Source organism: Enterococcus sp. DIV1304_2 (assembly GCF_050555445.1).
In the GTDB taxonomy this organism is placed as follows: Bacteria; Bacillota; Bacilli; order Lactobacillales; family Enterococcaceae; genus Enterococcus_B; species Enterococcus_B pernyi.
In genome coordinates, this window is the sequence record NZ_CP187851.1 from 335,893 (window position 1) to 360,104 (window position 24,212).

Annotated in this window: 23 protein-coding genes and 1 pseudogene; 18 read left to right on the top strand and 6 right to left on the bottom strand. The window is 37.8% G+C overall.

The genetic code is table 11. The annotated features are described in order from the left end of the window. Positions 1 to 13: 13 nt before the first annotated feature. Together IGJ14_RS01645 and IGJ14_RS01650 are read left to right on the top strand one after the other, a co-directional pair. The gene (locus IGJ14_RS01645; protein WP_019722550.1) at positions 14 to 310 is read left to right on the top strand and encodes a bacteriocin immunity protein; all 297 of its coding nucleotides are present in this window, start codon (positions 14 to 16) and stop codon (positions 308 to 310) included. Positions 311 to 1,104: 794 nt separating this feature from the next. Continuing rightward, a complete protein-coding gene (locus IGJ14_RS01650) occupies positions 1,105 to 2,022 on the top strand; it encodes a hypothetical protein (protein WP_430608201.1) in 918 nt (305 codons plus the stop codon). A gap of 18 nt (positions 2,023 to 2,040) precedes the next feature. Here the strand turns inward: IGJ14_RS01650 and IGJ14_RS01655 are convergent. Continuing rightward, positions 2,041 to 2,491: pseudogene (locus IGJ14_RS01655) on the bottom strand (recombinase family protein). Positions 2,492 to 2,802: 311 nt separating this feature from the next. On the opposite strand from IGJ14_RS01655, the gene IGJ14_RS01660 reads away from it, so the two are divergent. From IGJ14_RS01660 to IGJ14_RS01695, 8 genes are all read left to right on the top strand, one after another. Then, positions 2,803 to 4,422 carry a glycoside hydrolase family 13 protein gene (locus IGJ14_RS01660; RefSeq protein ID WP_019722546.1) on the top strand — a complete coding sequence of 540 codons (1,620 nt, stop codon included), beginning with the start codon at positions 2,803 to 2,805 and terminating at the stop codon, positions 4,420 to 4,422. A gap of 350 nt (positions 4,423 to 4,772) precedes the next feature. Further along, positions 4,773 to 5,027, top strand: a complete 255-nt coding sequence (locus tag IGJ14_RS01665) for a type II toxin-antitoxin system Phd/YefM family antitoxin (protein ID WP_019722545.1) — start codon at positions 4,773 to 4,775, stop codon at positions 5,025 to 5,027. Further along, positions 5,012 to 5,278 (top strand): Txe/YoeB family addiction module toxin, encoded by a 267-nt coding sequence (locus IGJ14_RS01670; RefSeq protein ID WP_019722544.1) that lies wholly within the window; start codon positions 5,012 to 5,014, stop codon positions 5,276 to 5,278. Before IGJ14_RS01665 ends, IGJ14_RS01670 begins: the two co-directional genes overlap by 16 nt. A gap of 221 nt (positions 5,279 to 5,499) precedes the next feature. Further along, positions 5,500 to 5,934, top strand: a complete 435-nt coding sequence (locus IGJ14_RS01675; protein ID WP_010736432.1) for a MarR family winged helix-turn-helix transcriptional regulator — start codon at positions 5,500 to 5,502, stop codon at positions 5,932 to 5,934. 96 nt (positions 5,935 to 6,030) lie between these two features. Then, the gene (locus IGJ14_RS01680; RefSeq protein WP_019722543.1) at positions 6,031 to 7,137 is read left to right on the top strand and encodes an NADH-dependent flavin oxidoreductase; all 1,107 of its coding nucleotides are present in this window, start codon (positions 6,031 to 6,033) and stop codon (positions 7,135 to 7,137) included. Positions 7,138 to 7,153: 16 nt separating this feature from the next. Then, positions 7,154 to 7,831, top strand: a complete 678-nt coding sequence (locus IGJ14_RS01685; protein WP_019722542.1) for a type 1 glutamine amidotransferase domain-containing protein — start codon at positions 7,154 to 7,156, stop codon at positions 7,829 to 7,831. A 26-nt stretch (positions 7,832 to 7,857) separates the two neighbouring features. Beyond that, the gene (locus tag IGJ14_RS01690; protein WP_029593947.1) at positions 7,858 to 8,718 is read left to right on the top strand and encodes an aldo/keto reductase; all 861 of its coding nucleotides are present in this window, start codon (positions 7,858 to 7,860) and stop codon (positions 8,716 to 8,718) included. A gap of 190 nt (positions 8,719 to 8,908) precedes the next feature. Next, positions 8,909 to 9,679, top strand: coding sequence for a Fic family protein (locus IGJ14_RS01695; RefSeq protein ID WP_019722540.1), 771 nt, complete (start codon positions 8,909 to 8,911; stop codon positions 9,677 to 9,679). A 159-nt stretch (positions 9,680 to 9,838) separates the two neighbouring features. Here IGJ14_RS01695 and IGJ14_RS01700 read toward each other — a convergent pair whose 3' ends face one another. Next, positions 9,839 to 10,438, bottom strand: coding sequence for a hypothetical protein (locus IGJ14_RS01700; RefSeq protein WP_019722539.1), 600 nt, complete (start codon positions 10,436 to 10,438; stop codon positions 9,839 to 9,841). Between the two features lie 672 nt (positions 10,439 to 11,110). Here IGJ14_RS01700 and IGJ14_RS01705 point away from each other — a divergent pair. The 8 genes from IGJ14_RS01705 to IGJ14_RS01740 all read left to right on the top strand — a co-directional run bounded on the left by IGJ14_RS01705 (position 11,111) and on the right by IGJ14_RS01740 (position 19,830). Continuing rightward, positions 11,111 to 11,395, top strand: a complete 285-nt coding sequence (locus IGJ14_RS01705; protein ID WP_019722538.1) for a type II toxin-antitoxin system RelB/DinJ family antitoxin — start codon at positions 11,111 to 11,113, stop codon at positions 11,393 to 11,395. A 747-nt stretch (positions 11,396 to 12,142) separates the two neighbouring features. Next, positions 12,143 to 12,460, top strand: coding sequence for a hypothetical protein (locus IGJ14_RS01710; RefSeq protein ID WP_019722537.1), 318 nt, complete (start codon positions 12,143 to 12,145; stop codon positions 12,458 to 12,460). Positions 12,461 to 12,497: 37 nt separating this feature from the next. Further along, positions 12,498 to 12,770, top strand: coding sequence for a hypothetical protein (locus tag IGJ14_RS01715; protein WP_019722536.1), 273 nt, complete (start codon positions 12,498 to 12,500; stop codon positions 12,768 to 12,770). Between the two features lie 144 nt (positions 12,771 to 12,914). Next, the gene (locus IGJ14_RS01720; RefSeq protein ID WP_065096970.1) at positions 12,915 to 14,213 is read left to right on the top strand and encodes an NAD(P)/FAD-dependent oxidoreductase; all 1,299 of its coding nucleotides are present in this window, start codon (positions 12,915 to 12,917) and stop codon (positions 14,211 to 14,213) included. Then, entirely contained in the window at positions 14,203 to 15,663 is a 1,461-nt protein-coding gene (locus tag IGJ14_RS01725; RefSeq protein ID WP_065096969.1) for a helix-turn-helix domain-containing protein, read from the top strand. Before IGJ14_RS01720 ends, IGJ14_RS01725 begins: the two co-directional genes overlap by 11 nt. 112 nt (positions 15,664 to 15,775) lie before the next feature. Then, entirely contained in the window at positions 15,776 to 17,272 is a 1,497-nt protein-coding gene (gene glpK, locus IGJ14_RS01730; protein ID WP_019722534.1) for a glycerol kinase GlpK, read from the top strand. 16 nt (positions 17,273 to 17,288) lie between these two features. Beyond that, a complete protein-coding gene (gene glpO, locus IGJ14_RS01735) occupies positions 17,289 to 19,112 on the top strand; it encodes a type 1 glycerol-3-phosphate oxidase (RefSeq protein WP_019722533.1) in 1,824 nt (607 codons plus the stop codon). Between the two features lies 1 nt (position 19,113). Then, positions 19,114 to 19,830: an MIP/aquaporin family protein gene (locus IGJ14_RS01740; protein ID WP_010736418.1), complete on the top strand. Its 717-nt coding sequence runs from the start codon at positions 19,114 to 19,116 to the stop codon at positions 19,828 to 19,830. Between the two features lie 112 nt (positions 19,831 to 19,942). Here the strand turns inward: IGJ14_RS01740 and fucO are convergent, their stop codons facing one another. From fucO to rhaA, 4 genes are all read right to left on the bottom strand, one after another. Further along, complete coding sequence (fucO, locus tag IGJ14_RS01745) at positions 19,943 to 21,094, bottom strand: lactaldehyde reductase (RefSeq protein ID WP_019722532.1); 1,152 nt, start codon at positions 21,092 to 21,094, stop codon at positions 19,943 to 19,945. A 5-nt stretch (positions 21,095 to 21,099) separates the two neighbouring features. Next, entirely contained in the window at positions 21,100 to 21,741 is a 642-nt protein-coding gene (locus IGJ14_RS01750; protein ID WP_010736416.1) for a sugar O-acetyltransferase, read from the bottom strand. Positions 21,742 to 21,758: 17 nt separating this feature from the next. Further along, positions 21,759 to 22,583, bottom strand: coding sequence for a rhamnulose-1-phosphate aldolase (rhaD, locus tag IGJ14_RS01755; RefSeq protein WP_019722531.1), 825 nt, complete (start codon positions 22,581 to 22,583; stop codon positions 21,759 to 21,761). A gap of 372 nt (positions 22,584 to 22,955) precedes the next feature. Further along, on the bottom strand, positions 22,956 to 24,212 hold the full coding sequence (rhaA, locus tag IGJ14_RS01760) for an L-rhamnose isomerase (RefSeq protein ID WP_019722530.1): 1,257 nt from the start codon (positions 24,210 to 24,212) through the stop codon (positions 22,956 to 22,958).

The window sequence follows — 24,212 nt, forward strand, 5'->3', positions numbered from 1 at the left end:
GGAGGATGAATATATGAGTAATTTAAAGTGGTTTTCTGGTGGAGACGATCGACGTAAAAAAGCAGAAGTGATTATTACTGAATTATTAGATGATTTAGAGATAGATCTTGGAAATGAATCTCTTCGAAAAGTATTAGGCTCCTATCTTAAAAAGTTGAAAAATGAAGGAACTTCAGTTCCGTTAGTTTTAAGTCGTATGAATATAGAGATATCTAATGCAATAAAAAAAGACGGTGTATCGTTAAATGAAAATCAATCTAAAAAATTAAAAGAACTAATATCTATATCTAATATTAGATATGGATATTAGTGATTTCTTTATTCAAAATGCTAGAAAAAAGTAGATTTAAGGAAATTCAATTAGATAGAGTTAATTTTTATCGGTGTCGTTAAAAATACTTATAAATAGTTATTGGTTGTGGGAATGTATAACGATTTTAATTGAATCCCTATTGTTAATTCTAATATCCTGAATAAGTTACTAAAAGTTACAAACAAGTAAGACAATTAATAAAAGGGGTCAGAAGCTTTTAAGTTTTTGATCCTTTTTAACTAGCTTATTTTATAATTCTTTCAGCTGTTCACTTAATTAGGTTTAGTAAGATATTTACCTAGAGTCCAACAGAGTATACCTTGTTGGGTTTTTAATATAATATATAACTTGTTTACAGAATAAAAGGTCAAGGATACTGGGCAATGAAATCAGATAATATATTTGATTTATGTATATTTATTATTTTTAGGAAAAGAATAAAGGAGTTGAAAGTAAATGGAAGGTGTTATAAACACATTCTATATAATAAATTCTAATATAAAAAAGAATTTATTAAGTGATTATACTTTAGCAACTATTGAAGTAAGTAGTGGGAATGTATATAAAAAAACATTATACCCAATCAATTAGCACAAGAAATTCCAACGATTTACAAAGATATAGAGAAAATATTATCTAATGAAAATGAATTGTTAAATTATAGAGATTTAATTTTTTTTGATAGTAAATTATTAATTTCATGTGTCTCAGTTCTGTTACCAATTAAATTGGAAAAAGAGTATGTATTTCCAATAATGTATTTATATCATGATGGAAGAAAAATCATTAGAATGGCACATTCTTTTAGTGAAGCGGATATTAAAACAAATCATACAGTTCTACCTGAAACTTCATTCTATTCGTATCACTACCCACACGGTTTAAAAGCTTATAAAGAAGTAAGAGAAGAGTCAAATAAAGAAAAGATTAATGTACAAGATGTAATTAATAGCTATATAAAAACTTTCTTTGAAAAATGTGAAAAAAATCAGTTAGTTCAAGATTATAATATTTTCATAATCACTAGTGATGAAAATCAAAATAAACAAACTGAAAAAAAATTATACTCAATAAGTAAATCTCCATATCAAACAATACCTAAAGAACAAGAAATTGAGCACAATAAATTTTTATTAGATAAAATGACAGTTTTCTCAAATTCAAAGAAAAGCGTAATTGCTATCGGGAAAAAGAGAATTCAAGAAATGAAAGCAGGAGAATTAGATACTGATATACAAATACTCGGGAATATACAAGGTGTATTAGAACTAATTTTATTAAAAAGATTTGCCAATCTCATATTTAGTTCTGATTCTTGGGCGAACAAGAATATTTTAAAAGCGAAGAAAAAAAGACGAGAGTATCTTATCTCAGAAAATTTAACTATGTTTTCAAATTATTACAGTGGAGTTGAATTATATTACTACTTTAAATCAAAAATCATTCCTTTAGAAACTGAACAAATGTTGCAAGAAATTGATAATATGAACTTGGACATAATAAATAGTGAGATTGAAAATAAACTAAATAATAGTGAGTTTCTAATATCTAGTTTAGGAGTGTTACTATCTGTTATATTTTCTTACGAACCTATAAAAAATGTAACTACGGATTTGGGTGTAGCGGATCAAAAATTTTATTGGTATATTGGAACAAATATAGTGGTAATACTTTTTATTATTTTTAATAGAGTCAATTCGAAAAAATAAGTGATGTACAACCAAAGATTAAATCTCATTTTTTATTCGATAGACGGTTTGTCTTGTAACATTGTAGTCTTTAGCAATCTTGGAAATAGCAATTCCCTGATTTAGATCCTCAATGATGCTTTTATAAACAAGGCGATGTTGGGGATCTTTTGCGTCCGCACTGTATAGCTTAGGACTTCCTTTATAAACACCATTCGCATTAGCAATCTTAATCCCTTGCGCCGGGTGTCGCTTAGATTCAGTACGCTCTTGATCAGCAATCATGGCCAGGATCTGAATGATTAAATCCTTGATGAACTTATCCATGTGAGGATTTCCGATTGGCTTTCCGGAAAATCGGTCGTTGAGTCATCGTTGCGCCAGATTGTTTCTCAATGAAAATTTTTTCTGCACCGAACTTTTTCATTTCTTCGATTTGGCGTTGTTCATTTTGATCAATCGATGACACTCGAATATAAGCAAGTTTCAAAATTTTCACCTACTTTCTCGAACTATTTAAAATCCGCCCTAATCATACACTGAAACTAGATTTTTCAATGATTTCTCGGTGTCTATTTAGGGCGCACTCTAAACAGACATGTTGATAGCAATCTATACTTATTTCAATCAACAGTTTCTGTTTTAAGGCGCTAATCCATTGATTGAAACTTTCCCCTCGCTCTTTTTTATTTCAAAAATCCCGGATTTTATTGTTATCGGTAACATGTTTGTACCTGTTTACTCTTGTTTTTGTAAGCGTTACAATTCTTTAAGAATAGGACAAAACAAATGGAGGATCATATGGAGAAAAAATGGTGGCATCAATCAGTTGTATATCAAGTGTATCCACGTAGTTTTCAAGATACGAATGGAGATGGAATTGGTGATTTAAGAGGGATTATTTCAAGATTAGATTATTTAACCTATCTAGGGATCGATACGATTTGGCTTTCTCCTGTCTATGAATCCCCAAATGATGATAATGGTTATGATATCAGCGATTATGAAGCAATCATGGCTGAGTTTGGGACGATGGCTGAAATGGACGAACTGATTGAGGAAGCGAAGAAATCAGGCATCAAAATCATTTTGGATCTAGTCGTCAATCACACTTCTGATGAACATCAATGGTTTATCGAATCTCGCAAAAGCAAAGACAATCCATATCGAGATTATTATATTTGGCGTGATCCAGTAAATGGAGACGTGCCTAATTCGCTACGTTCGATTTTTAGTGGACCAGCTTGGGAATTTGATGAAACGACGGGTCAATATTATTTGCATCTATACAGCAAGAAACAACCTGATTTGAATTGGGAGAACGAGCTGGTCAGACAAGAAGTTTATGATATGATGAATTTTTGGATCGATAAAGGAATTGGTGGATTCCGTATGGACGTCATCGATACGATCGGCAAATTACCGGATCAAGAAATCACCAATAATGGTCCTCGACTCCATGAATATTTACAAGAAATGAATCAAGCAACTTTTGGAGATAAAGATTTGATGACGGTAGGAGAAACTTGGGGCGCAACGACAGAAATCGCGAAGCTTTATTCTGACCCCAAACGAAATGAGCTATCCATGATCTTCCAATTTGAACATATGACTTTGGACCAGCAAGCAGGCAAGGATAAATGGGATCTAAAAGCTTTAGATGTCTCTGAACTGAAACAAGTCTTGTCCAAATGGCAGACAGCATTAGGTGATGAAGGTTGGAATAGCTTATTTTGGAATAACCACGATTTACCGAGAATTGTTTCACGTTGGGGAAATGATCAAGAATACCGCGTGGAAAGTGCAAAGATGTTTGCTATTTTACTCCACATGATGAAGGGGACTCCTTACATTTATCAAGGAGAAGAACTAGGTATGACTAATGCTCCGATCCAGGACATTTCAGAAGCCCAAGACATCGAAACAATCAATATGTATCATGAGCGTTTCGCATCTGGCTATCGTAAAGAAGAGATCTTGCAGTCTATCAATGCCAAAGGGCGTGACAATGCGCGTACCCCAATGCAGTGGGATGAAACAGCACATGGTGGATTTACGACAGGAACGCCTTGGCTATCCGTCAATCCAAACTACAAAACCATCAATGCGAAACAAGCAATCGCAGATCCATCTTCGATTTTCCATACGTACAAACGCTTGATCGAGTTACGCAAACACAATGAAATCATTGTCTGGGGAGAATATGAATTGTTGGCAGAAACTCCAGATGAAGTCTTCGCTTATTATCGTACACTCAATGAAGAACGTTGGTTGATCGTTTGTAACTTATCTGAACAAACACATGAATTGACTGTGCCACAAGAAACAACGGAACTGATCATTGCAAACTATGACCGAGAAGTGCCTATGGGAGAAGTTGAATTACGTCCTTATGAAGCGTTTGTGGTGAAAATTGGATAATGAGTGATAGAAGTGCTTAGCTCCGAGAAATAATCGTGAAATACCAAAAATTGTTCTTCGAATTTTTGAGATTTACGCTTATTTCACTAGTCGTTATTTCTAGAACATCGTTCATTCGGTTTAAGTGTGCAAGATTCCTAATATCTTCCAGCCTATTGTTGCATTCTTTAAGATAGGCTGGAAGATAGTGTATAAAAAGCTATGTTTCTTTCTTTTTTGATCAGTCAATTAAGTCAGATGATGAAGCCTACATTAACAAGAAGTATAAGACAAAATTCAACCAATTTATGCTTATTGGCTTACGCTTTTATGTACGTTATTATTAATAATAAAGAAGGATGTGAATAGAGATGGAAGTAATTACACCAACGAAGGCTCGAAATAATTTGTATAGCTTGATTAAGCATGTTGTGGCACACAATCAACCGGTTGAAATTATCAATACTAAAAGTGAAGATGAAAGTGTAGTAATTATTAGTAAGGCAGATTGGAATGCAATTCAGGAAACGCTGTATTTACAAAATACAGGCGTGCTCAATCAGATTAAGCAATACGAAGAGGAAGAAACGGAAGAGTTAAATAAGATTGATTGGGATACATTATAGAAATAAAAAAATGCAAAAAAAATTTTACTAAACTTAAAATTGCTGGGTTACATAAAAAGTTTGATGAATTACTCAAGGTCATTCGAAAGAATCCTTTTCAGTCACCGCCACCGTATGAAAAACTAGTAGGGATTCCGTATCACTCAAGAAGAATCAACATTCAGCATAGACTAGTTTATAGTGTGGATATTGAGAGGAAAATAGTAACCATTCTTTCCGTCTGGTCTTATTATGAGCGTGGGTTGTTTTAAAGTGCGTAAACTGAATTGCTCATTTCATGATATATGACTGTTTAGACACTACAGTGGAAATTTGCCCTTAGTTATTTTACACATTCTAAAACTGAATAGATGCTTCTACATATCATTGTATTTTTATAGGTGATCATTTGAACTACATATGAATGCTATCCTCCTCTTTGACAAATCAACTAAATCATACTATGATATGTACGCTAACAGGAGGTGTAAAAATGGGGAAATCAATTGAACGTTCGTTAGAAGAATGTCTTTTTTTTAGTGTGAAGAAGCTCGATCGAGTATTGAATAAGTTAGCTGATGAAGCCTTCAAGAAAACGGGACTTGCACCTACTTATGGATTTATCTTACTGATTTTGAAAGAAAAAAACGGTATTCCTCAAAAAGATATCGCGCAGATGTTGTATTCAGCGCCTTCAACGATTGCACGTTTCGTAGAAAAATTAGAATATAAAGGCTATGTCAAAACGGTTACAGAAGGACGGTTATCTTTGGTATTTTTAACTGATGAAGGTCGTGAATTTGTCAAAGAGATCGACAGTAGTTGGGATGAGTTGCACCATGCATATAAAGTTGTTTTAGGTGCTGCCGAGAGCGAGCGGCTTTCTCAAGAGCTGAATGAAGCGACCAATAAATTACAAAAAAAATAAAATTTTTTAAACATAACAGTTGCATGTACAACTAATCGTATGGTTAAATAAATACGAGAAAAAATAAGTGACATTCGTCATATTGGAGGAAGAAGAATGGCAAAATTCAATGAATCAATCACATTTCCATCAGGTAGTGAGCTGAAAAATCGGTTGATGCTATCACCAATGACTACAGAACTTAGCTTTTTTAATGGGGTAATCACAAAAGACGAGATCGAATACTATGCACAACGCTCAAAAGGATTAGGAGCAGTGATCACTGGTGCAGCAAATGTGCAAGACATCGGTAAAGGTTGGCCAGGTGAATTGAGTATCGCCCATGATGAAATGCTTCCTCGTCTAAGCGAGTTAGCACAAGCCATTCAAGGCGAAGGCGCCAAGGCAATCGTGCAGATCTTCCATGGCGGTCGTATGACAAGCCGTGCGACATTATCAGGAGAACAAACAGTATCTGCTAGTGCGATTCCGGCAGAACGTCCAGATGCCGAAACACCTCGGGCATTAAGTGATGAAGAAGTTAGTGAAACGATCCAAGCATTTGGCGAAGCAACACGCAGAGCCATTGAAGCAGGATTTGACGGAGTAGAATTACATGGTGCGAATACTTACTTGATCCAACAATTCTTTTCTCCTCATTCGAACCGTAGAGAAGATCAATGGGGTGGTTCTTTAGAGAAACGTTATCATTTTATTGAAGAATTATTGAAATCTGTCTTCCGAGCAGTTGAAACACACGCAACCAAACCATTTATTGTTGGCTATCGTTTTTCACCAGAAGAATTTGAAACACCAGGTATCCGTTTTGAAGAAACGATTTGGTTGATGGAACAATTACGTGAAACGAAATTAGACTATCTGCATGTTTCATTGAACACCTATGATCGTGTGGCTCGTTCTGAAACTTATAACGAAAAATCAATTCTTGAATATGTCCACGAAGCGATTCAAGGGAAAATTCCATTAGTAGGTGTCGGGAATGTCCGTAACCGCAAAGATGTCGAGTCTGTGTTAGCTCATGCGGAACTCGTAGCAATAGGTCAACAAATGTTGGTAGATCCTGAATGGGCGGTCAAATTATTAGAAGGTCGAGATGCTGAATTTGTGACGAAACCTTTTTCTGAAGCATACAAAGACTTGTATTTACCAAGTCCGTTGTATAATTTTCTTGATCAACGCTATGGATCAACCATCAATATCTAAGAAAGAAGCTGAAAAAATGAAAGTTTTGATTGTTTTGACAAATGTAGAAAAATACGACAATATCGAGCGTCCAACAGGTTTATGGTTAAGTGAATTGACTCATTTTTATGATGTATTAGTCAAAAACAAGATCGAAGCTGATTTTGTTAGCCCGAATGGCGGATACGTACCATTGGAACCAAAAAGTATATTAGATATGGACCAAGTGGATTGGACCTATTACCAAGATGAAGACTTTCGTAATCGTGCGTTAGGTCAAACGTTACGTCCGGATGAAGTGGACCCAACAGAGTATACGGCGATTTATTATGCCGGTGGTCATGGAACGATGTGGGATTTCCCCGGATCAGAAAAATTAGCAGAGATTGGTTCTGCGATCTACAAAAATAATGGGATCGTATCAGCGGTTTGTCATGGTGTCGTAGGCTTATTACCTGTCGTTGATGAAAACGGACAGTCCATTTTAGCTGGACGTAAAGTGACTGGCTTTAGTAATGAAGAAGAGGAATTAAACGGAACAACGAATAACGTCCCATTCCTGACCGAAGATTCATTGAAAGAAAAAGGGGCCGATTATCAGGCAGGGAAAGCTTTTACTGAAGTTGTTCATGCAGATGGGCGTTTATTAACAGGACAAAACCCACAGTCTGCACATTTATTAGGAGAAAAAGTCGTTGCTGAATTGACGAAATAACGTGGAGTTTGGAGAGAAAATCAATGATGGAAACACGGACCTTGAACAACGGATTGACAATTCCTGTACTTGGATTTGGCGTCTTTCAAATCTGGGATCAAGAAGAATGTGAGCAAGTCGTTTTAGAAGCGCTGAATGCTGGCTATCGCCTGATTGATACTGCGGCTGTTTATTACAATGAAGAAGCCGTTGGTCGGGCAATCAAAAAAAGCGGGATTCCAAGAGAAGAGATCACTATCACAACAAAATTATGGGTCACTGATGCTTCTTACGAGGGCGCATACAAAGCGTATGAACGTTCTTTACAAAAATTAGGGGTAGACTATATTGATATTTTCTTGATCCATCAACCTTACAATGATTATTATGGTGCATGGCGTGCCATGGAAGAACTCTATGATGCAGGCAAAGTAAAGGCGATCGGAGTCTCCAATTTTTCAACAGGTCGTTTGACTGATTTGATTTTGAATCATCGGATCAAACCAGTGATCAACCAAATCGAACAACATCCATACCGTCAACAAAAACAACAAAGAGAAACAGCCACGCATTTTGATGTCGTGACCGAAGCATGGAGTCCCTTTAACCAAGGAAAAGATGGGATCTTTGATGAACCAGTTTTAAAGGAATTAGCTGAAAAATACCATAAAACTGTCCCACAAATCATCCTACGTTGGCAAACACAACTAGGGATCATCACGATCCCTAAGTCTGTCCATGTGGATCGTATGAAGCAAAATATCGCCATTTTTGATTTCCGATTATCAGAAGAAGAATTAAATTTGATTGAACAGCTCGATCAAGCACCAGAGTCGACCGGCCCTCGTGAACATCGAACCTTAGTTGAAAATCTGCATAATATCTCCATTGATCAAGCGGATCAATAAGGGATACGTGGACCCATTGACAATAAGTCATATAGATACGATGGTACTTCTCATAAGAAATAGGTGAAAAAATTCGTAGTTTGCCAAGTGAGTTTGATAAATGGAGTGAAGTTGATTTTCTCTACTATGGATTTGATTTTCATAGTATACTAAGAGACAGAAACATTGGTAGAACAAGGAGAGAGAACCGATGGATAATACAGCTCTTGCAAGGTTTATTACCTCACTAGGTAGTCTAAATAATTACGGTAGTACGGTTTTACAAACGAAAAAAGCACTTGATCAAAAATCGACGAAACCTTTGCGACAAAACAAAGACGATATCGCAATTTTTACAGATGCGTTAAAAGGAATCGATGTAATAAAAAAAATAGGATTCTCTACGGATGGGATCATTGCAGTAAATACACAGTTTGATTCACCATCAAATGAACAACCGGGTTTGCCCGGACATTTGAGAAATGCTTATTATAATGAAGAAGATCGCATCGCTATTATTATCGATCAACAAAGTCAGGAAGCGTATTTGCCACCGGAGATCGTTACGCGAGTCGATATTGATCAAATCGTAGAAACATTCAAGAAGTCGAAAAAGGAAGAAATAGATGCTTGGCGTGTGTTTGCACGATTATCAAAACTTCAAGCATTCCAAGATGGTAACAAGCGAACTGCGTTAATTGCAGCTAACTCGGCCTATGGAACATTTGAAAATGAAAATTACCTCACTCTTCCTTTCAATGATTTAGATCGAGTGGAATTTACATTGAATTTGATGCGTTATTACCAAGCAAAGACACCAACAGAGGAAGAAAAAGCGTTTGAACGTATGTTAGACACACTACCATCACCTAAAGAAAGAGAACTGGCATTACATGCACCTATTCAAGAAAATAAAAATTTTGATGCGAGTACGTATCGCATCAAAGAGCAATTGAGCAAGCCAGATATAGTAAGAGAATAAAGATGTGAATAGAGACTTGTAGTAATCCAAAAGAGTTTTTGGCCTTACTACAGGTCTTTGTTTATTCACAATAAATAGAGGAGCCAACTTTGATTTGTATAAGTGTGATATCCATAGAATAGGAGGATAGATTACCTTGCACGATTAAAAAGATTTTCATCAGTGTGGATCTAGTAACGTAGATTTTAGAAAAGTTTCCACCAACTTTTGAATTTCTCTTTGTCTGAAAAAAGGAATTTCTAAGTACAGCACCCTATTATCTAAACACCACTGTCTCTTTATTTCCATATTTCTTAGTATGTTTTGAAAACGTTTAGTAGTAGCTCTTTTCTTGAAGTAGTGATGAACACCATGATATTCAATAAAGTACCATTGATTATTTTGTTGAAATGAAAGATCAATTCTTAAAGGACGATTCTCGACTGTAGTAAGATTTTTGAACGTTCGCTCTCGATAATACTGAATATTCTTAGAGTTAAGTATTTGAGCAATAAGTTGTATCTGCCAGCTAGGTTGTGAGTGTAATAGTGGAAATTGTTTATACATTTTTTGTGCATCAGGATGATAAGACGTACCCACAATAAAAACTTTTTTCTTTTGACCATTGATATGAATAGAGGAATTCGTATGGATATGGAGCCTATCCTGATAATAATAAGGGAGGTACCAATCATAAATTTTTTTCATGACTTTCCCGTTTTTTACAAAAGCAACGGTTACGATGTTGAAATTTTCTTTGATATACACTAGTTCATTCATAAGCAATCAACTCTTTCTTATACATATATTTGTGGATTTCTCTGCTAAAAGTAGTGATATGTAATAGGAGGTACTTATGGAATACTTAAGGCGGAGAGAACAAACTAATGCCATAGCTCCTCAACAGATGAAATTTATTTCTATGTAAACATGGTAAACATGCAATCGTTTTTTCTATTTTGCTTCGTCAAAAAATGTCTTCTTTTTGTATATTATATATATACGCAAAACAAACTAAAATCAATTTTTCACCTTATTGCTCAAGTAAAAGTACTATTTTTACAAGTGAGAAAAACGCTATTATAAAAGTAACTTCTGAGGGAAATAAGTCGGAATATTAGAAATTACCGGAGCGGATTTTTACAAGTCTAAGCTCTTTTCTAAAATCTCCAACTCCAAGAAGTAATTTTAGTTAAATAGTGGATAGATCAAAAAAGTTGCTAAAAATTAATCACCAAAAACTATTGAATTTAGAAATAAACATGTCACCTAAACTGAAATTAGAAAAACTCAACAAATTATATCTGAAAAAGTAAGATAGACAGCAAAGAGGTAGTTAAGAAAATCAACTACTGATTTTTGCATCATTTCTCTTTTATGAGTTTGATATAATCAAATATATGATGATATTGAAATATTTTGAGTTTGTTTCACTCAATAGGAGGAGATAATATGAAAACAAAAGAGAAGGCAAAAAAAGGAAGAATACAAGTCGGAATTGATAAAGAGCTAAAAGAAAACGCAGAACAAATATTAGAAGAACTTGGTTTGAATGCGACAACAGCAATTACCATTTTATATAAGCAAGTTGTATCAAGAGGTGAGTTTCCAATAGAAATAAAATTGAATGAAGAAGAAAGACAAGCAATCAAGTTGCGCCAATTAACACAAAGTATGCCTGTTCAATTGCTTGATACAGATGAAAAGCTAAATGAGTGGCTAAATGAATACGAATGAAATAGTAACGGTTTATGTGACTTACACTGACAAATAAGGTGGAAAGAAAAGACCTATATTGGTTATATAAGATAAAAATGATTGTATTGAATTTTTTAGTATCACTAGTCAATATGAACATAAGTCAAAAAAGATAAAACAAGTATATTTTCCTATCAAAGATTGGAAAAAGTCAGTTCTACATAAAGCTTCATGGATAGACGTTGGTATATCAAGAGCAATACCTAAAGGAAATGAAAAAATAAAATACGCCAAGGTAGGTACGCTAACGAAAGAAGATGGCGCTCGATTGATGGAATTCATCAAAAACTTACAACAAAACGAGAAGTTGTAACAGAAGTGCTCAACTCCGAGAAATAAGCGTGAAACCCGAAAATTGTTCTTCAAATTTTGGGGTTTCACGTTTATTTCTGTAGGAGCTACTTTTGGAACATCGTTTATTCGGTTTTAAGGTATACAAGGTGACTAATGTCCCAGAATTTTTTCTACTAAAGCAGCTGAACTAGGGAATATCACAAAAGAAAGTATAATAATAAGTGAGAGGAAACACGATTGACCCAGCGCCTTCAGATGGCTATTCTTCTAGTAGAATTAACGAAAATAAATAAAAATAATTGATATAAAATAAACGAATAAAAAATAGGATGAATATCGTTTATAATGCAAGCGTATTATATATATGCTTACATATTTACTTTTTAGAGAGGTCTCTATCTACATAAATAATCAAATAAAGAAGGAATAGCTATGGAATATGAGGTTGAAGTCAGCCAGGCAATTCGAAATGTATTTACGGCGAATCAATCAAAAAAGTATCAAGAAATAATTATCTATAAAGTACATGAGTATTTGACGCACGATTTTTATCGAATCAAACCCGTTGAGATGTCTGTAAAAGAATCGATTTATGAAATGAAAATCCATTTAGGAAAGGAAAATTTCCGTATTGCTTTTAGGGTAAATGAGAAGAAGGTTCAGGTTTTTTATATTAGTCAAACGTTGAAAAAAGAACGATTTGATAAAGAAGTGAATAAAATAGTTGTTCGATCAAACAAAAAACACTGAGTGACTAAATCTATGATAAAGGTAGAGAAATAGTAAAATGAACATGATCTATAAAAAGCAATTAAAACAATTTTTGAAAAGAAACGTTAAGTCAAAGGACTGTGTCACTTTAAAAATCCTTACCTTCAAAAAAGATCGCTCGATACGCATCACGTATGATCAAGCACGATATAGTATTGTCGAAGATGGGTTTGAAAGGAGACAGTATCAGTTTGACTCTTCAGATGAAGTAATAAAAAAGGTGTTGAAACTAGCAGATATCGAATTTAGGAAGAGCCACAGACTTTATACGCAATTAAAGAAAGAATAAAATCTATAGTAGGTAGAAGCAACCAGCAGAATATGAATAAAGCAATTGACACGCTGTTTATACTCGCTGTTTCCTTTACTGATTGAAACGTTTTCTAAGAAATGATACTCTAAGGATAACAGATGAAAAAGAGGAGAATAACATATGAGGATCGTAATCGTCGGTGGCTCATTTGCGGGCATTCAGACAGCTATTTCTTTGCGCAACGACTGTCCAGAAAGTGAGATAATCATTATTGAGAAGCAAGCACGGATAGGCTTTATCCCGAATAGTGTCAATTTGATCTTAAAAGGGGAATTTCATGAAGAAGCCCATCATTATTGGATCACTAAAGAGCAATTGACTCAAGAACATCAGATAGCAGTACGGGTAGAAACAGAAGTGACTGCGCTAAACAGCGATAAAAACCAAATCCAATTAAATGATGGGGAAATATTGTCTTTCGATTTTCTTGTGATTGCGACAGGCTCACAACAACGCTTCCGTTTTAGTACACAAGAAAACGACACGATTTGGACAATCAAAGATCCTAAAACTTCGCAACAATTCCAACAACGTATCGGAAATGCAAAAAAAATCGCAGTAATCGGTGCAGGACAAGTTGGCTTGGAACTCATCGAAGGATTAGCGAACCTAGGAAAAGAACTTCATCTGTATGAAAGCCAATCGACAGTTTTATTCCGCTATTTTGATCCAGAGATGATCAAGCCGTTGTATCGCGAGCTGAACAATCGAGGTATTCGATATTTCTTAAATGAACAAGTACAAGAAATCATTGAAGCAGAACAAACAAAGATCTTCACGGAAAAAAGAAGTGAGACGTATGATTTAGTCTTGTTAGCAAATTACACCCGACCAGATAATCAATTATGGGAAGAATCCTTGCGATTGAATGATGATGGGACGATCTGGGTAAATGACTACCTGCAAACATCCCAGGAAAATATTTATGCGATCGGCGATGCCATCCAAGTAACCTATCGACCAACGCAAGAAAAGATGTACGTGTCTTTAGTCAATAATGCGATTCGAACGGCGAAGATCGCCAGTAAAAATATCAGTGGGCAACAAAAGAAGGATTTAGGTACGTATCGTCCAATTGGTAATCACTGGTTTGGACATTATTTTGGGAGTGTCGGTTTGACAGAAAGCGAAAGTATCTTTTATGCTGGAGAAATCAACACACAATATTTAACCACCAGAGCTTCTGCTGCGAATCAGGAGTTGATCCAAATAAAAGTGCTATTGACGGAAGAAGGAAAACTGATTGGCGCGCAATGTCATAGCCAAGCAGTGATTTTCTATCTTTTAGACCGACTGACTTTAGCAGTTGAGGAAGGATGGACACTCGCAGACCTGGAAGCGCGCGAATTCTTCTTTCAACCAGAGTATCGAGCGCCAACAGCTCTTGTAAAGGTGGTTGATTCTTTCGATGAAGATTGAAGAATTTTTAGAAAAAAAAGAGCAAATCCAAATTGAGATTTTACGAATGCTTGTATTAGAAGGTGGTTCCGCTTCAATCAATGAGTTGCGCTCCTCTGTGAAATTATCAAAATCTGCCTTCGACCAATATATCGAAGACCTTGAATTGATCGGTCGTATGATGAAAACAAAGATTTCTGTCCGAAAAAATGAATTTCAAGTCGTCCTTGAATTAGATGAGCATACGAGTTTAGAAAAAATCATGCTTTTTTTGGTACAACAAAGCGTGAAATATCAGATCTTGACGTATCTTCTTGAACACCAACAAGCTTCAAGTGTTCGTTTGGCAACAGCTTTTACGATCAGTGAATCCTCTGTCTTTAGAAAAACCAAAGAATTGAATCAGCTATTGAAAGAGTTCTCTCTACAGATAAAGAATGGACAAATCCAAGGAGAAGAGCTCCAGATCCGTTATTTTTATTATTCCTTATTTCAATTTTTCCCAGAGTCACAAAGACCACAGTATTTACAAGATACTCCAGATAAACGTCCGTTGATAGTAGGATTGGCGCATGTGTTGAATACAACTTTTTCCCCACAATCATCGACAAAAATTGCGACATGGATCGGTATTACACGGAAAAGGTTACTGTCAGATAAGATGAAGTTTTCTGGTACAAAAGAGAAAAAAGAAATATATCAAGAAGATCAACTGTACCAGACCATCCATCCGGTGATTTCCTTATATCTTAGTCGAACAGCAGCTGATGTTACGGCGTATGAGTCGATGATGTTTTATAGTTTTCTCGTTACTTTCTCGGTACTGGAGGAAGAGACATTTTATCAATACGAGTTGACTCGTAGCAAAAAGTTACCTACAGCGGTGTTGGATACGTATATTCGAGAAACCATGCTATGGCATTATCGACCAAGGCGTCTAAAAATCAAGGAAGAGAAAACAATTGGGTATCACTTGGCACAAATCAATAATGAGTTATACTTTTTTTCTGGCTATTTAACCATCTATGATCCGCCACACTTACTCATCCAACAACAACGCATGTTGGGTGATTCGTTGACTCAATTACTTGAACGATTGAAAAAAACGACAGTCGAACAGCTTCCTATGAAAAAATTGACCAATCAAGTTTTGGATAATCTGATGAGTCAATACGCGAATATTTTGATGATGATCGATTTCTATATTGAAAAATCTGTGGTTATTGGCATCGATCTACAATCCTTACCGATCTATCGGGTTGCTTTCCAACAGTTCTTGATTCGAGAGTTAAAGGGGATCAGCGGGATCGTGATCGAAGAAGTCCAACCAGAAAAAAGTTATGATTTTGTGATCACCTTCAATCAGGATAAAAAAGGTCAAGAGTACTATTATCTATCGGAGTTTGCTTCAAGTTATGATATTTTAAGGTTAAAGCAAAAAATCGAGCAAGAAAAAAAAGCCAAAAATTAAAAAACTGTCAAAAAAAAAGTGAATTGCTATTTTTTTGGCAGTTTCTACTCCTTAAATAGGTGTACCATAAAAGTAGTTAAAGAAAGCGTTTGCAAAAATGGAGGAGATCATAATGACAGAATCAACGTATATCATGGCGATTGACCAAGGGACAACAAGCTCACGAGCGATTATCTTTGATAAAAAAGGAAGACACATCGGTAGTTCGCAAAAGGAATTCACACAATATTTTCCCCGAGAAAGCTGGGTAGAACATGATGCGAATGAAATCTGGAACTCCGTACAATCAGTTATCGCAGGTGCGTTTATTGAATCTGGTATCAAGCCAACACAAATCGCCGGTATTGGTATCACGAATCAACGTGAAACAACAGTGATCTGGGAAAAAGATACAGGACGTCCGATTTATCATGCTGTAGTTTGGCAATCGCGTCAATCAGCTGGTATTGCTAACAAATTAAAAGAAGATGGGCACCAAGAGTTTTTCCATAAGAAAACTGGCTTAGTCATTGATGCGTATTTCTCTGCTACTAAGATTCGCTGGATCTTAGACCATGTAGAAGGTGCACAAGAGCGAGCAGAAAAAGGCGAGTTGATGTTTGGAACGATCGATTCTTGGCTTGTTTGGAAGTTGACAGATGGACAAGCACATGTAACCGATTACTCGAATGCGAGTCGTACGATGTTGTTCAATATCCATGAATTGGATTGGGACCAAGAAATCTTAGATCTACTGAATATTCCACGAGTGATGTTACCGAAAGTAACCTCAAATTCAGAGGTTTACGGTTATACACAAGGGTATCACTTCTATGGTAGTGAAGCACCGATTTCTGGGATGGCAGGAGACCAACAAGCAGCATTATTCGGTCAAATGGCTTTTGAGCCAGGAATGGTCAAAAATACGTATGGTACAGGTTCATTTATTGTGATGAACACAGGTGAAAAACCACAATTATCTAAAAACAATCTGTTGACGACGATTGGTTACGGAATAAATGGAAAGGTTTACTATGCGCTAGAAGGGAGTATCTTCGTTGCCGGTTCTTCCATCCAATGGTTGCGTGACGGTCTGCAAATGCTACAAAAAGCGAGTGATTCAGAAGATGCAGCGAAGCGTTCGACTAGTGATGACGAAGTTTACGTTGTACCTGCTTTTGTTGGACTTGGCGCTCCTTACTGGGATCAAGCAGCACGTGGTTCTATGTTTGGTCTTACTCGAGGAACAACGAAAGAGGATATCATCAAGGCGACATTACAATCCATTGCCTACCAAGTTCGAGATATCATCGATACGATGCAAGATGATACAGGCATCCAGATTCCTGTGTTAAAAGTTGATGGAGGTGCAGCCAATAATGAATACTTGATGCAGTTCCAAACAGATATCTTGAATGTACCGATCCAACGTGCCGGTAACTTGGAGACTACTGCATTAGGTGCTGCCTTTCTTGCAGGATTAGCAGTTGGTTATTGGAAAGATACGGATGAAATTCGTGAGTTTTATGAAGCTGGTAAAATCTTCGAGGCGGAAATGCCAGAAGAGCGTAGAGAAAAACTTTACACTGGTTGGAAAAAAGCAGTGAAAGCAACTCAAGCATTTGAGTAAAGGGAGGGAACACAAGATGTTTTCAAAAAAAACAAGACAAGATAACATTGACCACATGAAACAAGAAGAATTAGATCTTTTGATTATTGGGGGCGGAATCACTGGTGCAGGTGTAGCGATCCAAGCAGCAGCTTCAGGTATTAAAACCGGTTTGATCGAAATGCAGGATTTTGCAGAAGGAACTTCTTCACGCTCAACCAAGTTAGTTCATGGGGGGATTCGTTACCTAAAAACGTTTGACGTTGAAGTGGTCGCAGATACAGTAGGCGAACGTGCAGTGGTACAACAAGTGGCACCGCATATCCCTAAACCAGATCCAATGTTATTGCCGATTTATGAAGGAGAAGGCGCGACGACATTCAATATGTTTTCTGTAAAAGTAGCGATGGATCTTTATGATAAATTAGCAAAAGTAACTGGAACGAAGTATGAAAACTATACGTTGACACCTGAAGAAGTTCTTGAACGTGAGCCGTTTCTTAAAAAAGATGGCTTAACAGGTGCCGGTGTTTACTTGGATTTTCGGAATAATGATTCCCGTTTAGTGATCGATAATATCAAAAAAGCGGCAGAAGACGGAGCGTATTTGGTCAGCAAAATGAAAGCTACCGGCTTTATCTATGATGGTGACCAGATCATCGGTGTCAAAGCGCGTGACTTGTTAAGTGATGAAGTGATTGAGATCCGAGCAAAAATCGTGATCAACACAAGTGGACCATGGGTGGACAAGATCCGTAACCTGAACTTCAAGCGTGCGATCTCACCAAAAATGCGTCCGACAAAAGGCGTCCATTTAGTAGTCGATGCGAAGAAATTGCCTGTGCCACAGCCTACTTATTTCGATACAGGAAAACAAGATGGTCGGATGGTCTTTGCGATCCCTCGTGAAAACAAAACGTATTTTGGGACAACAGATACCGATTACCAAGGCGATTTTACAGACCCTCAAGTAACACAGGAAGATGTGGATTACTTACTAGACGTGATCAATCATCGTTATCCAGAAGCAAATATCACTTTGGCTGATATCGAATCAAGTTGGGCAGGATTACGCCCGTTATTGATCGGCAACGCCGGTTCTGACTACAACGGTGGTGACAACGGTTCAATCTCTGATAAGAGCTTCCGTAAAGTCGTTGATACGGTAACGGATTATAAGGAAAGCAAGGTATCACGAGTAGAAGTCGAAGATGTGTTGAATCACTTAGAAAGTAGTCGTGATGAAAAAGCACCATCAACTGTTTCTCGCGGTAGTTCATTAGAACGTGAACCAGATGGACTAGTTACTTTATCTGGTGGTAAAATCACCGATTATCGTAAAATGGCAGAAGGCGCGATGAAATTGATCCGTCAACTGTTACAAGAAGAGTATGGTGTAACCGTAAAAGAAATCGATTCGAAGACTTACTCGATCTCAGGCGGGGATTTTGATCCGACAAAACAAGAAGAAATGGTTCAAGAATATACAAAAATCGGTGTGGAAGCAGGTCTTGATGAAACAGATGCTGCCTATATCGCAGATTTCTACGGAACAAATGCGAAACACATCTTTGAATTAGCGAAAGAAATGAGTCCTTATCCAGGATTGACTTTGGCAGAATCTGCACGTTTGCGTTACGGTTTAGAAAACGAAATGGTCTTAGTTCCAGGTGACTATTTGATTCGCCGTACCAACCATCTACTTTTTGAAAGAGATCAGTTAGATGCCATCAAACAACCGATCATTGATGCGATTGCTGCATACTTTGAATGGACAGATGAAGAAAAAGAACGTGAAACGCAACATTTAGAGCAACTGATCGCTGAGTCAGACTTACGTGACCTGAAAGGAGAAAAATAAAATGAATGCAGACATGACCCAAATCATGGGAGAATTTATTGGAACGATGATTTTGATCCTTTTAGGGGACGGCGTATGTGCAGCAGTGAATTTAAACAAAAGTAAAGCGCAAGCCTCCGGTTGGATCGTCATTGCATTTGGTTGGGCAATGGCTGTTACGATGGCAGTATTTATTTCGGGATTCATGGGACCCGCTCATTTAAATCCTGCGGTAACACTTGGGATGGCAATGACAGGTGCGATCGGTTGGAATTTAGTTTTCCCATTCATCATCGCGCAATTACTAGGTGCGATCGTCGGTGCGGTACTTGTTTGGTTATCTTATTTGCCACATTGGTCAGCAACAAAGGATCAAGGGGCAATCTTAGGAACCTTTGCGACTGGACCAGCCATCCGCAACTATCCTGCTAACTTTATTACAGAGTTGATCGGTACGTTCGTTTTAGTCTTAGGACTATTGGCATTTGGTCAAACAGAATTTGCTGGCGGAACAAATGTCTTTGCTGTTGGAGGATTGATTTTAGCTATCGGGTTATCACTAGGTGGTTCCACAGGATATGCGATCAATCCAGCTCGTGACTTAGGTCCACGTATCGCTCATGCGATTTTACCAATCGCTAATAAAGGTGGTTCTGACTGGGGTTATTCATGGGTACCGATTGCAGGACCAATGGTTGGGGCAATCGTCGCAGTAGGCATGTACACGTTGATGGTTTAATGAAATAAATTTTCTATATTAAAATAAATGGTTCTCTTGGTCGTTATTCACAAACCAAGAGAACCATTTTTAATTGATCAGTCAAGTCATAATAACAAGAGAGTCGATAAACTTACATCAAGCTTTGATAGATGTCGATGATCTCTAACACGTTCGTTTCTCTTGGATTTCCTGGGGTACAGACATCATTGAACGCATCTTCAGCAATTTTTGCAATATCCGCTTCTTTGACACCTAGTTCGGAGATCGTCGCAGGGATGCCAACTTTTTTCGACAAAGCATCAATCGCTTCGCAAGCGGCATCACGAATGTCCTCGATGGAACGAGATTCTGCGTCTTTGATGTTCAGCGCCTTCGCGATTTCTCGATATTTATTGCCTGTAAACTCTTTATTGTATTTCATGACGGTTGGTAATAAGGCAGCGCAAGCGACGCCGTGGGGGATGTCATACCATGCGGATAATGGATGCGCCATTCCATGGACAAGACCTAAACCAACATTTGAAAAACCCATCCCTGCAAGATATTGTCCTAAAGCCATATCCTCTCGGCCTTTTGGATCACCATTCACGGAATCGGCTAAACTACGACCGATGATCTCAATGGCTTTGAGATGGAACATATCACTCATTTCCCATGCACCTTTCGTGATCAATCCCTCGATAGCATGTGTCATCGAATCCATCCCAGTTGCCGCACACAAGGCTTTCGGCATGCCCATCATCAAATCACTGTCAACAAAGGCGACGATTGGAATATCATGGGGATCAACACATACAAATTTACGAGAACGCTCTTTGTCGGTGATCACATAGTTGATCGTGACTTCAGCGGCCGTACCAGAAGTCGTCGGAACAGCTAAGATCGGCAAGCTTGGATGTTTTGTATCTGCCACACCTTCTAGACTACGGACATCAGAAAACTCTGGATTCGTTACGATGATTCCAATGGCTTTGGCTGTGTCGATCGGCGAACCTCCGCCAATTGCCAGGATCACATCCGCTTTTGCTTCTTGAACGAAAGTCACGCCCTCTTTGACATTCTCGATCGTTGGATTAGGTACGATACCGTCGTAGATTTCATAAGCAATCTCTGCCTCATCTAATAAGGTGGTGACTTTTGCTACGACACCGATTTTATGCAGCTCTTTATCAGTGATCACCACTGCTTTTTTGAAATTTCTGGCATGAAATTCCGTTGGGATAGCTGCGATAGCCCCTTTTCCATGATAGGATGTTTCATTTAAAATCATTCGATTTGCCATTTGGTTTACTCTCCTTTAGGTAGGTCGGTTTCAGAAATTATATATTCTGGTGGATAACGCAGTTTTTTGAAATAATAGGTGCGATCTTTTTTATTGAATGTCCGCACCACACGGCAAGGATTTCCTACTGCTAAAGAATTAGCTGGAATATCCTTCGTGACGACACTTCCTGCCCCAATCACTACATGATCACCGATTGTCACCCCGGGCAGTATGGATGTATTTGCACCGATCCAGACGTTGTCGCCGATCCTAACAGGTGCCCCAAATTCTGCTTGGTACTCTTGTCGTAAAACAGGATCTAAGGCATGGCCGGCTGTGTAGATCCCAACATTTGGGGCAAGTAAGACATCCTTACCAATCGTGATCGGAGCAACATCAAGTAACGTGCAATTATTATTGGCTAAAAAGTTTTCTCCAACGGTGATGTTGATTCCATAGTCGCAATGAAAGGGTTGTTCAACAAAGAGTTTGTCCCCAGTTTGCTTGAACATTTTTTTGATCAATTGCTGACGTTCAGATAATTTTCGAGGATGGATATGATTGAATTCATAAAGGAGATCTCTCGTGACCAAACGAAGCTGCAATAATTCTTCATCTTGACGATAGACCTCACCAGCAATCATTTTTTCGACATTGGATTTCATTTCGCACCTCACGATTGTTAATCGTTCAAATAGCCAGCACGTGGGACAACCCCAAACGCATCAGCCAGTAATTTCAAATTATCATCTTCTAGCGTCTGCTTGATGCCACCTTGTGCCATGACGATCGTATAGACTTGGGCAGCTTTTTCAGCTGTTTCAATCAAACCAAATGTTTCATCCATGTCTTTTCCAGAACCATAGATCCCATGTTGTGGCCAAACGACTAAACGGGTTTCTTTCATTTTTGCAGCAGTTGCTTCGCCGATTTCATTCGAACCAGGAACTAACCATGGAATGACCGAAATGCCTTCTGGAAAGACAACTAAGCACTCTGTACACATTTGCCATAATGTACGAGTCAATTCGCGTTCAGAAAGTGGATGACTAAAAGTCATGGCTAACAAGTGTGTTGCGTGACAATGCATGACGATGCGGTTATCTGGATCGACACTTAATCGAGCGATATGGCTCATGAAATGACTTGGTAACTCAGAAGTCGGAACAGCATCAGGGCTTAATCCCCATAAAATGTCGATCGCATGACCATCTCCAGTCACACGGATCAGTCCAAGATTTTCTTCTGGCTCTGCCTGTACATTTTTAAAATATTTTCCAGACCCTGTCACTAAGAAATACCTTCCGGCTAATTCTTGGGCATCAAATGGCAACGGCAGTGTTCGTAAAACTTTCGTAGGGTCGATAAAAGGTAAGACTTGCGCTTCTTCTAATAAATAGGTGATATTCCCACCATTACGTTCATCCCATCCTAGGCGGTACATATTGGTTGTTGCTTGAATCATCTCTTGTACAAATGGAGCAGTGAGCATCGCTAATTTTTTCACGAGTGAGACCTCTTTTCTTTTTCTGATGAATAGAAAGAACATGTAGTATGTGGTTATTTTGTAAATCAACAGAAAGAACCTCAAAATCAGTTAGACGGATTCTCGAAAGCTTCTGTTGATAGGTGAAGGGCTTTTTTTACAACTTGATAGATAGTGTTCATGAAGCAACACTTCGGTCATAAGCCAGAAAAATCAAAAATGAAACAGCCATTTTCGATTTTCCTGTCTTATGCCTTAGTGCTGAACGCTTCTTTCACAACCTTGATAAACGGTGTTCAAGAAGCTGACCTTCAACATTAAGCTAAAAAATCATAAAATATGAGGAGCTATTTTTTGATTTTCTATCTTACTGCTCAGGTCAGAACGCTTCTTTCACAACCTCTTACTTTGTACGTCTTTTTCGTATTGTAGGACTTCTTGGTACCAGTCCATGCCTACTGGGACGTTGTTGATTTCACAGAAGTAATTCCAAACGTCGGCGTATGGGAAGTCTTTTAATTCTTCAGTGAAGGCTAAGCGTTTGGTGAAGTCGAAGTTTAGTTCGGCTTCTTTTAATTCTTCGATTGGTTCAAGCATGGCTTTTAACAATGCCTTTTGCGTATTTCTTGTGCCGATTGCCCATGCGGCGATCCGGTTGATGGTTGCGTCAAAGAAATCGAGTCCGATCGCTGTTTTTTCAAGTAAATGATTGCGGACTAATTCTTTGCCGATTTCTTGTAATTCATCATCCATGATCACAACATGGTCTGAATCCCAACGCACAGGACGAGAGACGTGGAGCATGATCCCTTTTGAGAATAAGGCTAAAGACGAAAGTTTGTTGGAGATGACTTCAGTTGGATGGAAGTGACCTGCGTCTAGGCAGATCAATTTGTTACGTGTCAATCCATAGCCCATATAAAATTCGTGTGAACCTACTGTGTAAGCTTCAGCACCAAGTCCGAATAGTTTGGATTCTACGGCATCTTGTGTATATTCTTCGTTGAGTTCTTCTGAGAAAATCTCATCTAAAGATTCCATCAATCGTTGGCGTGGAGATAGGCGGTCGATTGGATTGTCTTTCATTCCATCAGGCATCCAAAAATTATCGATACATGTTTGTCCGATTTCTTTTCCCATATACTCGGCGATTTTACGAGCGCGTTTCCCATGTTCGATCCAGTAATCCCGTACTTCTTTGTCTGGATGAGCAAGTGTCAAGCCATCTTTCATCATTGGGTGAGAGAAGAAGGTTGGGTTGAAATCAAGACCGATCCCTTGTTCTTTTGCCCATGCGACCCATTTCTCGAAATGTTTTGGTTCGATCTCATTTAAATCGACCGGTTCGTCTGTATCTAGATACATGGCATGTAAATTCAATTTATGATTCCCAGGAATCAATGAGAAAGCTTTTTCTAAATCTTGGCGTAATTGGTCCGGCGTATGTGCGGCTCCAGGATAGTTTCCTGTAGCCATGATGCCGCCAGTCAGTTCTCCATCTGGTGTCAAAAATCCTTTGACATCATCGCCTTGCCAACAGTGCATCGAAATCTTCACTTCTGCGAGTTTCTGCAAGACCTCCTCGGTATCGACACCGATACTCGCATATTTTGCTTTGGCTTCTTCGTAACGTTCTTTGACATTCATCAT

Coding starts and splice junctions, on each gene's coding strand:
- glpO (WP_019722533.1), top strand. CDS start 17,289: ATGTTTTCAAAAAAAACAAGACAAGATAACATTGACCACATGAAACAA.
- IGJ14_RS01710 (WP_019722537.1), top strand. CDS start 12,143: ATGGAATATGAGGTTGAAGTCAGCCAGGCAATTCGAAATGTATTTACG.
- IGJ14_RS01680 (WP_019722543.1), top strand. CDS start 6,031: ATGGCAAAATTCAATGAATCAATCACATTTCCATCAGGTAGTGAGCTG.
- IGJ14_RS01695 (WP_019722540.1), top strand. CDS start 8,909: ATGGATAATACAGCTCTTGCAAGGTTTATTACCTCACTAGGTAGTCTA.
- rhaA (WP_019722530.1), bottom strand. CDS start 24,212: ATGATGAATGTCAAAGAACGTTACGAAGAAGCCAAAGCAAAATATGCG.
- IGJ14_RS01675 (WP_010736432.1), top strand. CDS start 5,500: ATGGGGAAATCAATTGAACGTTCGTTAGAAGAATGTCTTTTTTTTAGT.
- IGJ14_RS01720 (WP_065096970.1), top strand. CDS start 12,915: ATGAGGATCGTAATCGTCGGTGGCTCATTTGCGGGCATTCAGACAGCT.
- IGJ14_RS01740 (WP_010736418.1), top strand. CDS start 19,114: ATGAATGCAGACATGACCCAAATCATGGGAGAATTTATTGGAACGATG.
- IGJ14_RS01750 (WP_010736416.1), bottom strand. CDS start 21,741: ATGAAATCCAATGTCGAAAAAATGATTGCTGGTGAGGTCTATCGTCAA.
- IGJ14_RS01685 (WP_019722542.1), top strand. CDS start 7,154: ATGAAAGTTTTGATTGTTTTGACAAATGTAGAAAAATACGACAATATC.
- IGJ14_RS01690 (WP_029593947.1), top strand. CDS start 7,858: ATGGAAACACGGACCTTGAACAACGGATTGACAATTCCTGTACTTGGA.
- IGJ14_RS01715 (WP_019722536.1), top strand. CDS start 12,498: ATGAACATGATCTATAAAAAGCAATTAAAACAATTTTTGAAAAGAAAC.
- IGJ14_RS01645 (WP_019722550.1), top strand. CDS start 14: ATGAGTAATTTAAAGTGGTTTTCTGGTGGAGACGATCGACGTAAAAAA.
- IGJ14_RS01700 (WP_019722539.1), bottom strand. CDS start 10,438: ATGAATGAACTAGTGTATATCAAAGAAAATTTCAACATCGTAACCGTT.
- glpK (WP_019722534.1), top strand. CDS start 15,776: ATGACAGAATCAACGTATATCATGGCGATTGACCAAGGGACAACAAGC.
- IGJ14_RS01660 (WP_019722546.1), top strand. CDS start 2,803: ATGGAGAAAAAATGGTGGCATCAATCAGTTGTATATCAAGTGTATCCA.
- IGJ14_RS01705 (WP_019722538.1), top strand. CDS start 11,111: ATGAAAACAAAAGAGAAGGCAAAAAAAGGAAGAATACAAGTCGGAATT.
- fucO (WP_019722532.1), bottom strand. CDS start 21,094: ATGGCAAATCGAATGATTTTAAATGAAACATCCTATCATGGAAAAGGG.
- IGJ14_RS01650 (WP_430608201.1), top strand. CDS start 1,105: ATGGCACATTCTTTTAGTGAAGCGGATATTAAAACAAATCATACAGTT.
- IGJ14_RS01665 (WP_019722545.1), top strand. CDS start 4,773: ATGGAAGTAATTACACCAACGAAGGCTCGAAATAATTTGTATAGCTTG.
- IGJ14_RS01725 (WP_065096969.1), top strand. CDS start 14,203: ATGAAGATTGAAGAATTTTTAGAAAAAAAAGAGCAAATCCAAATTGAG.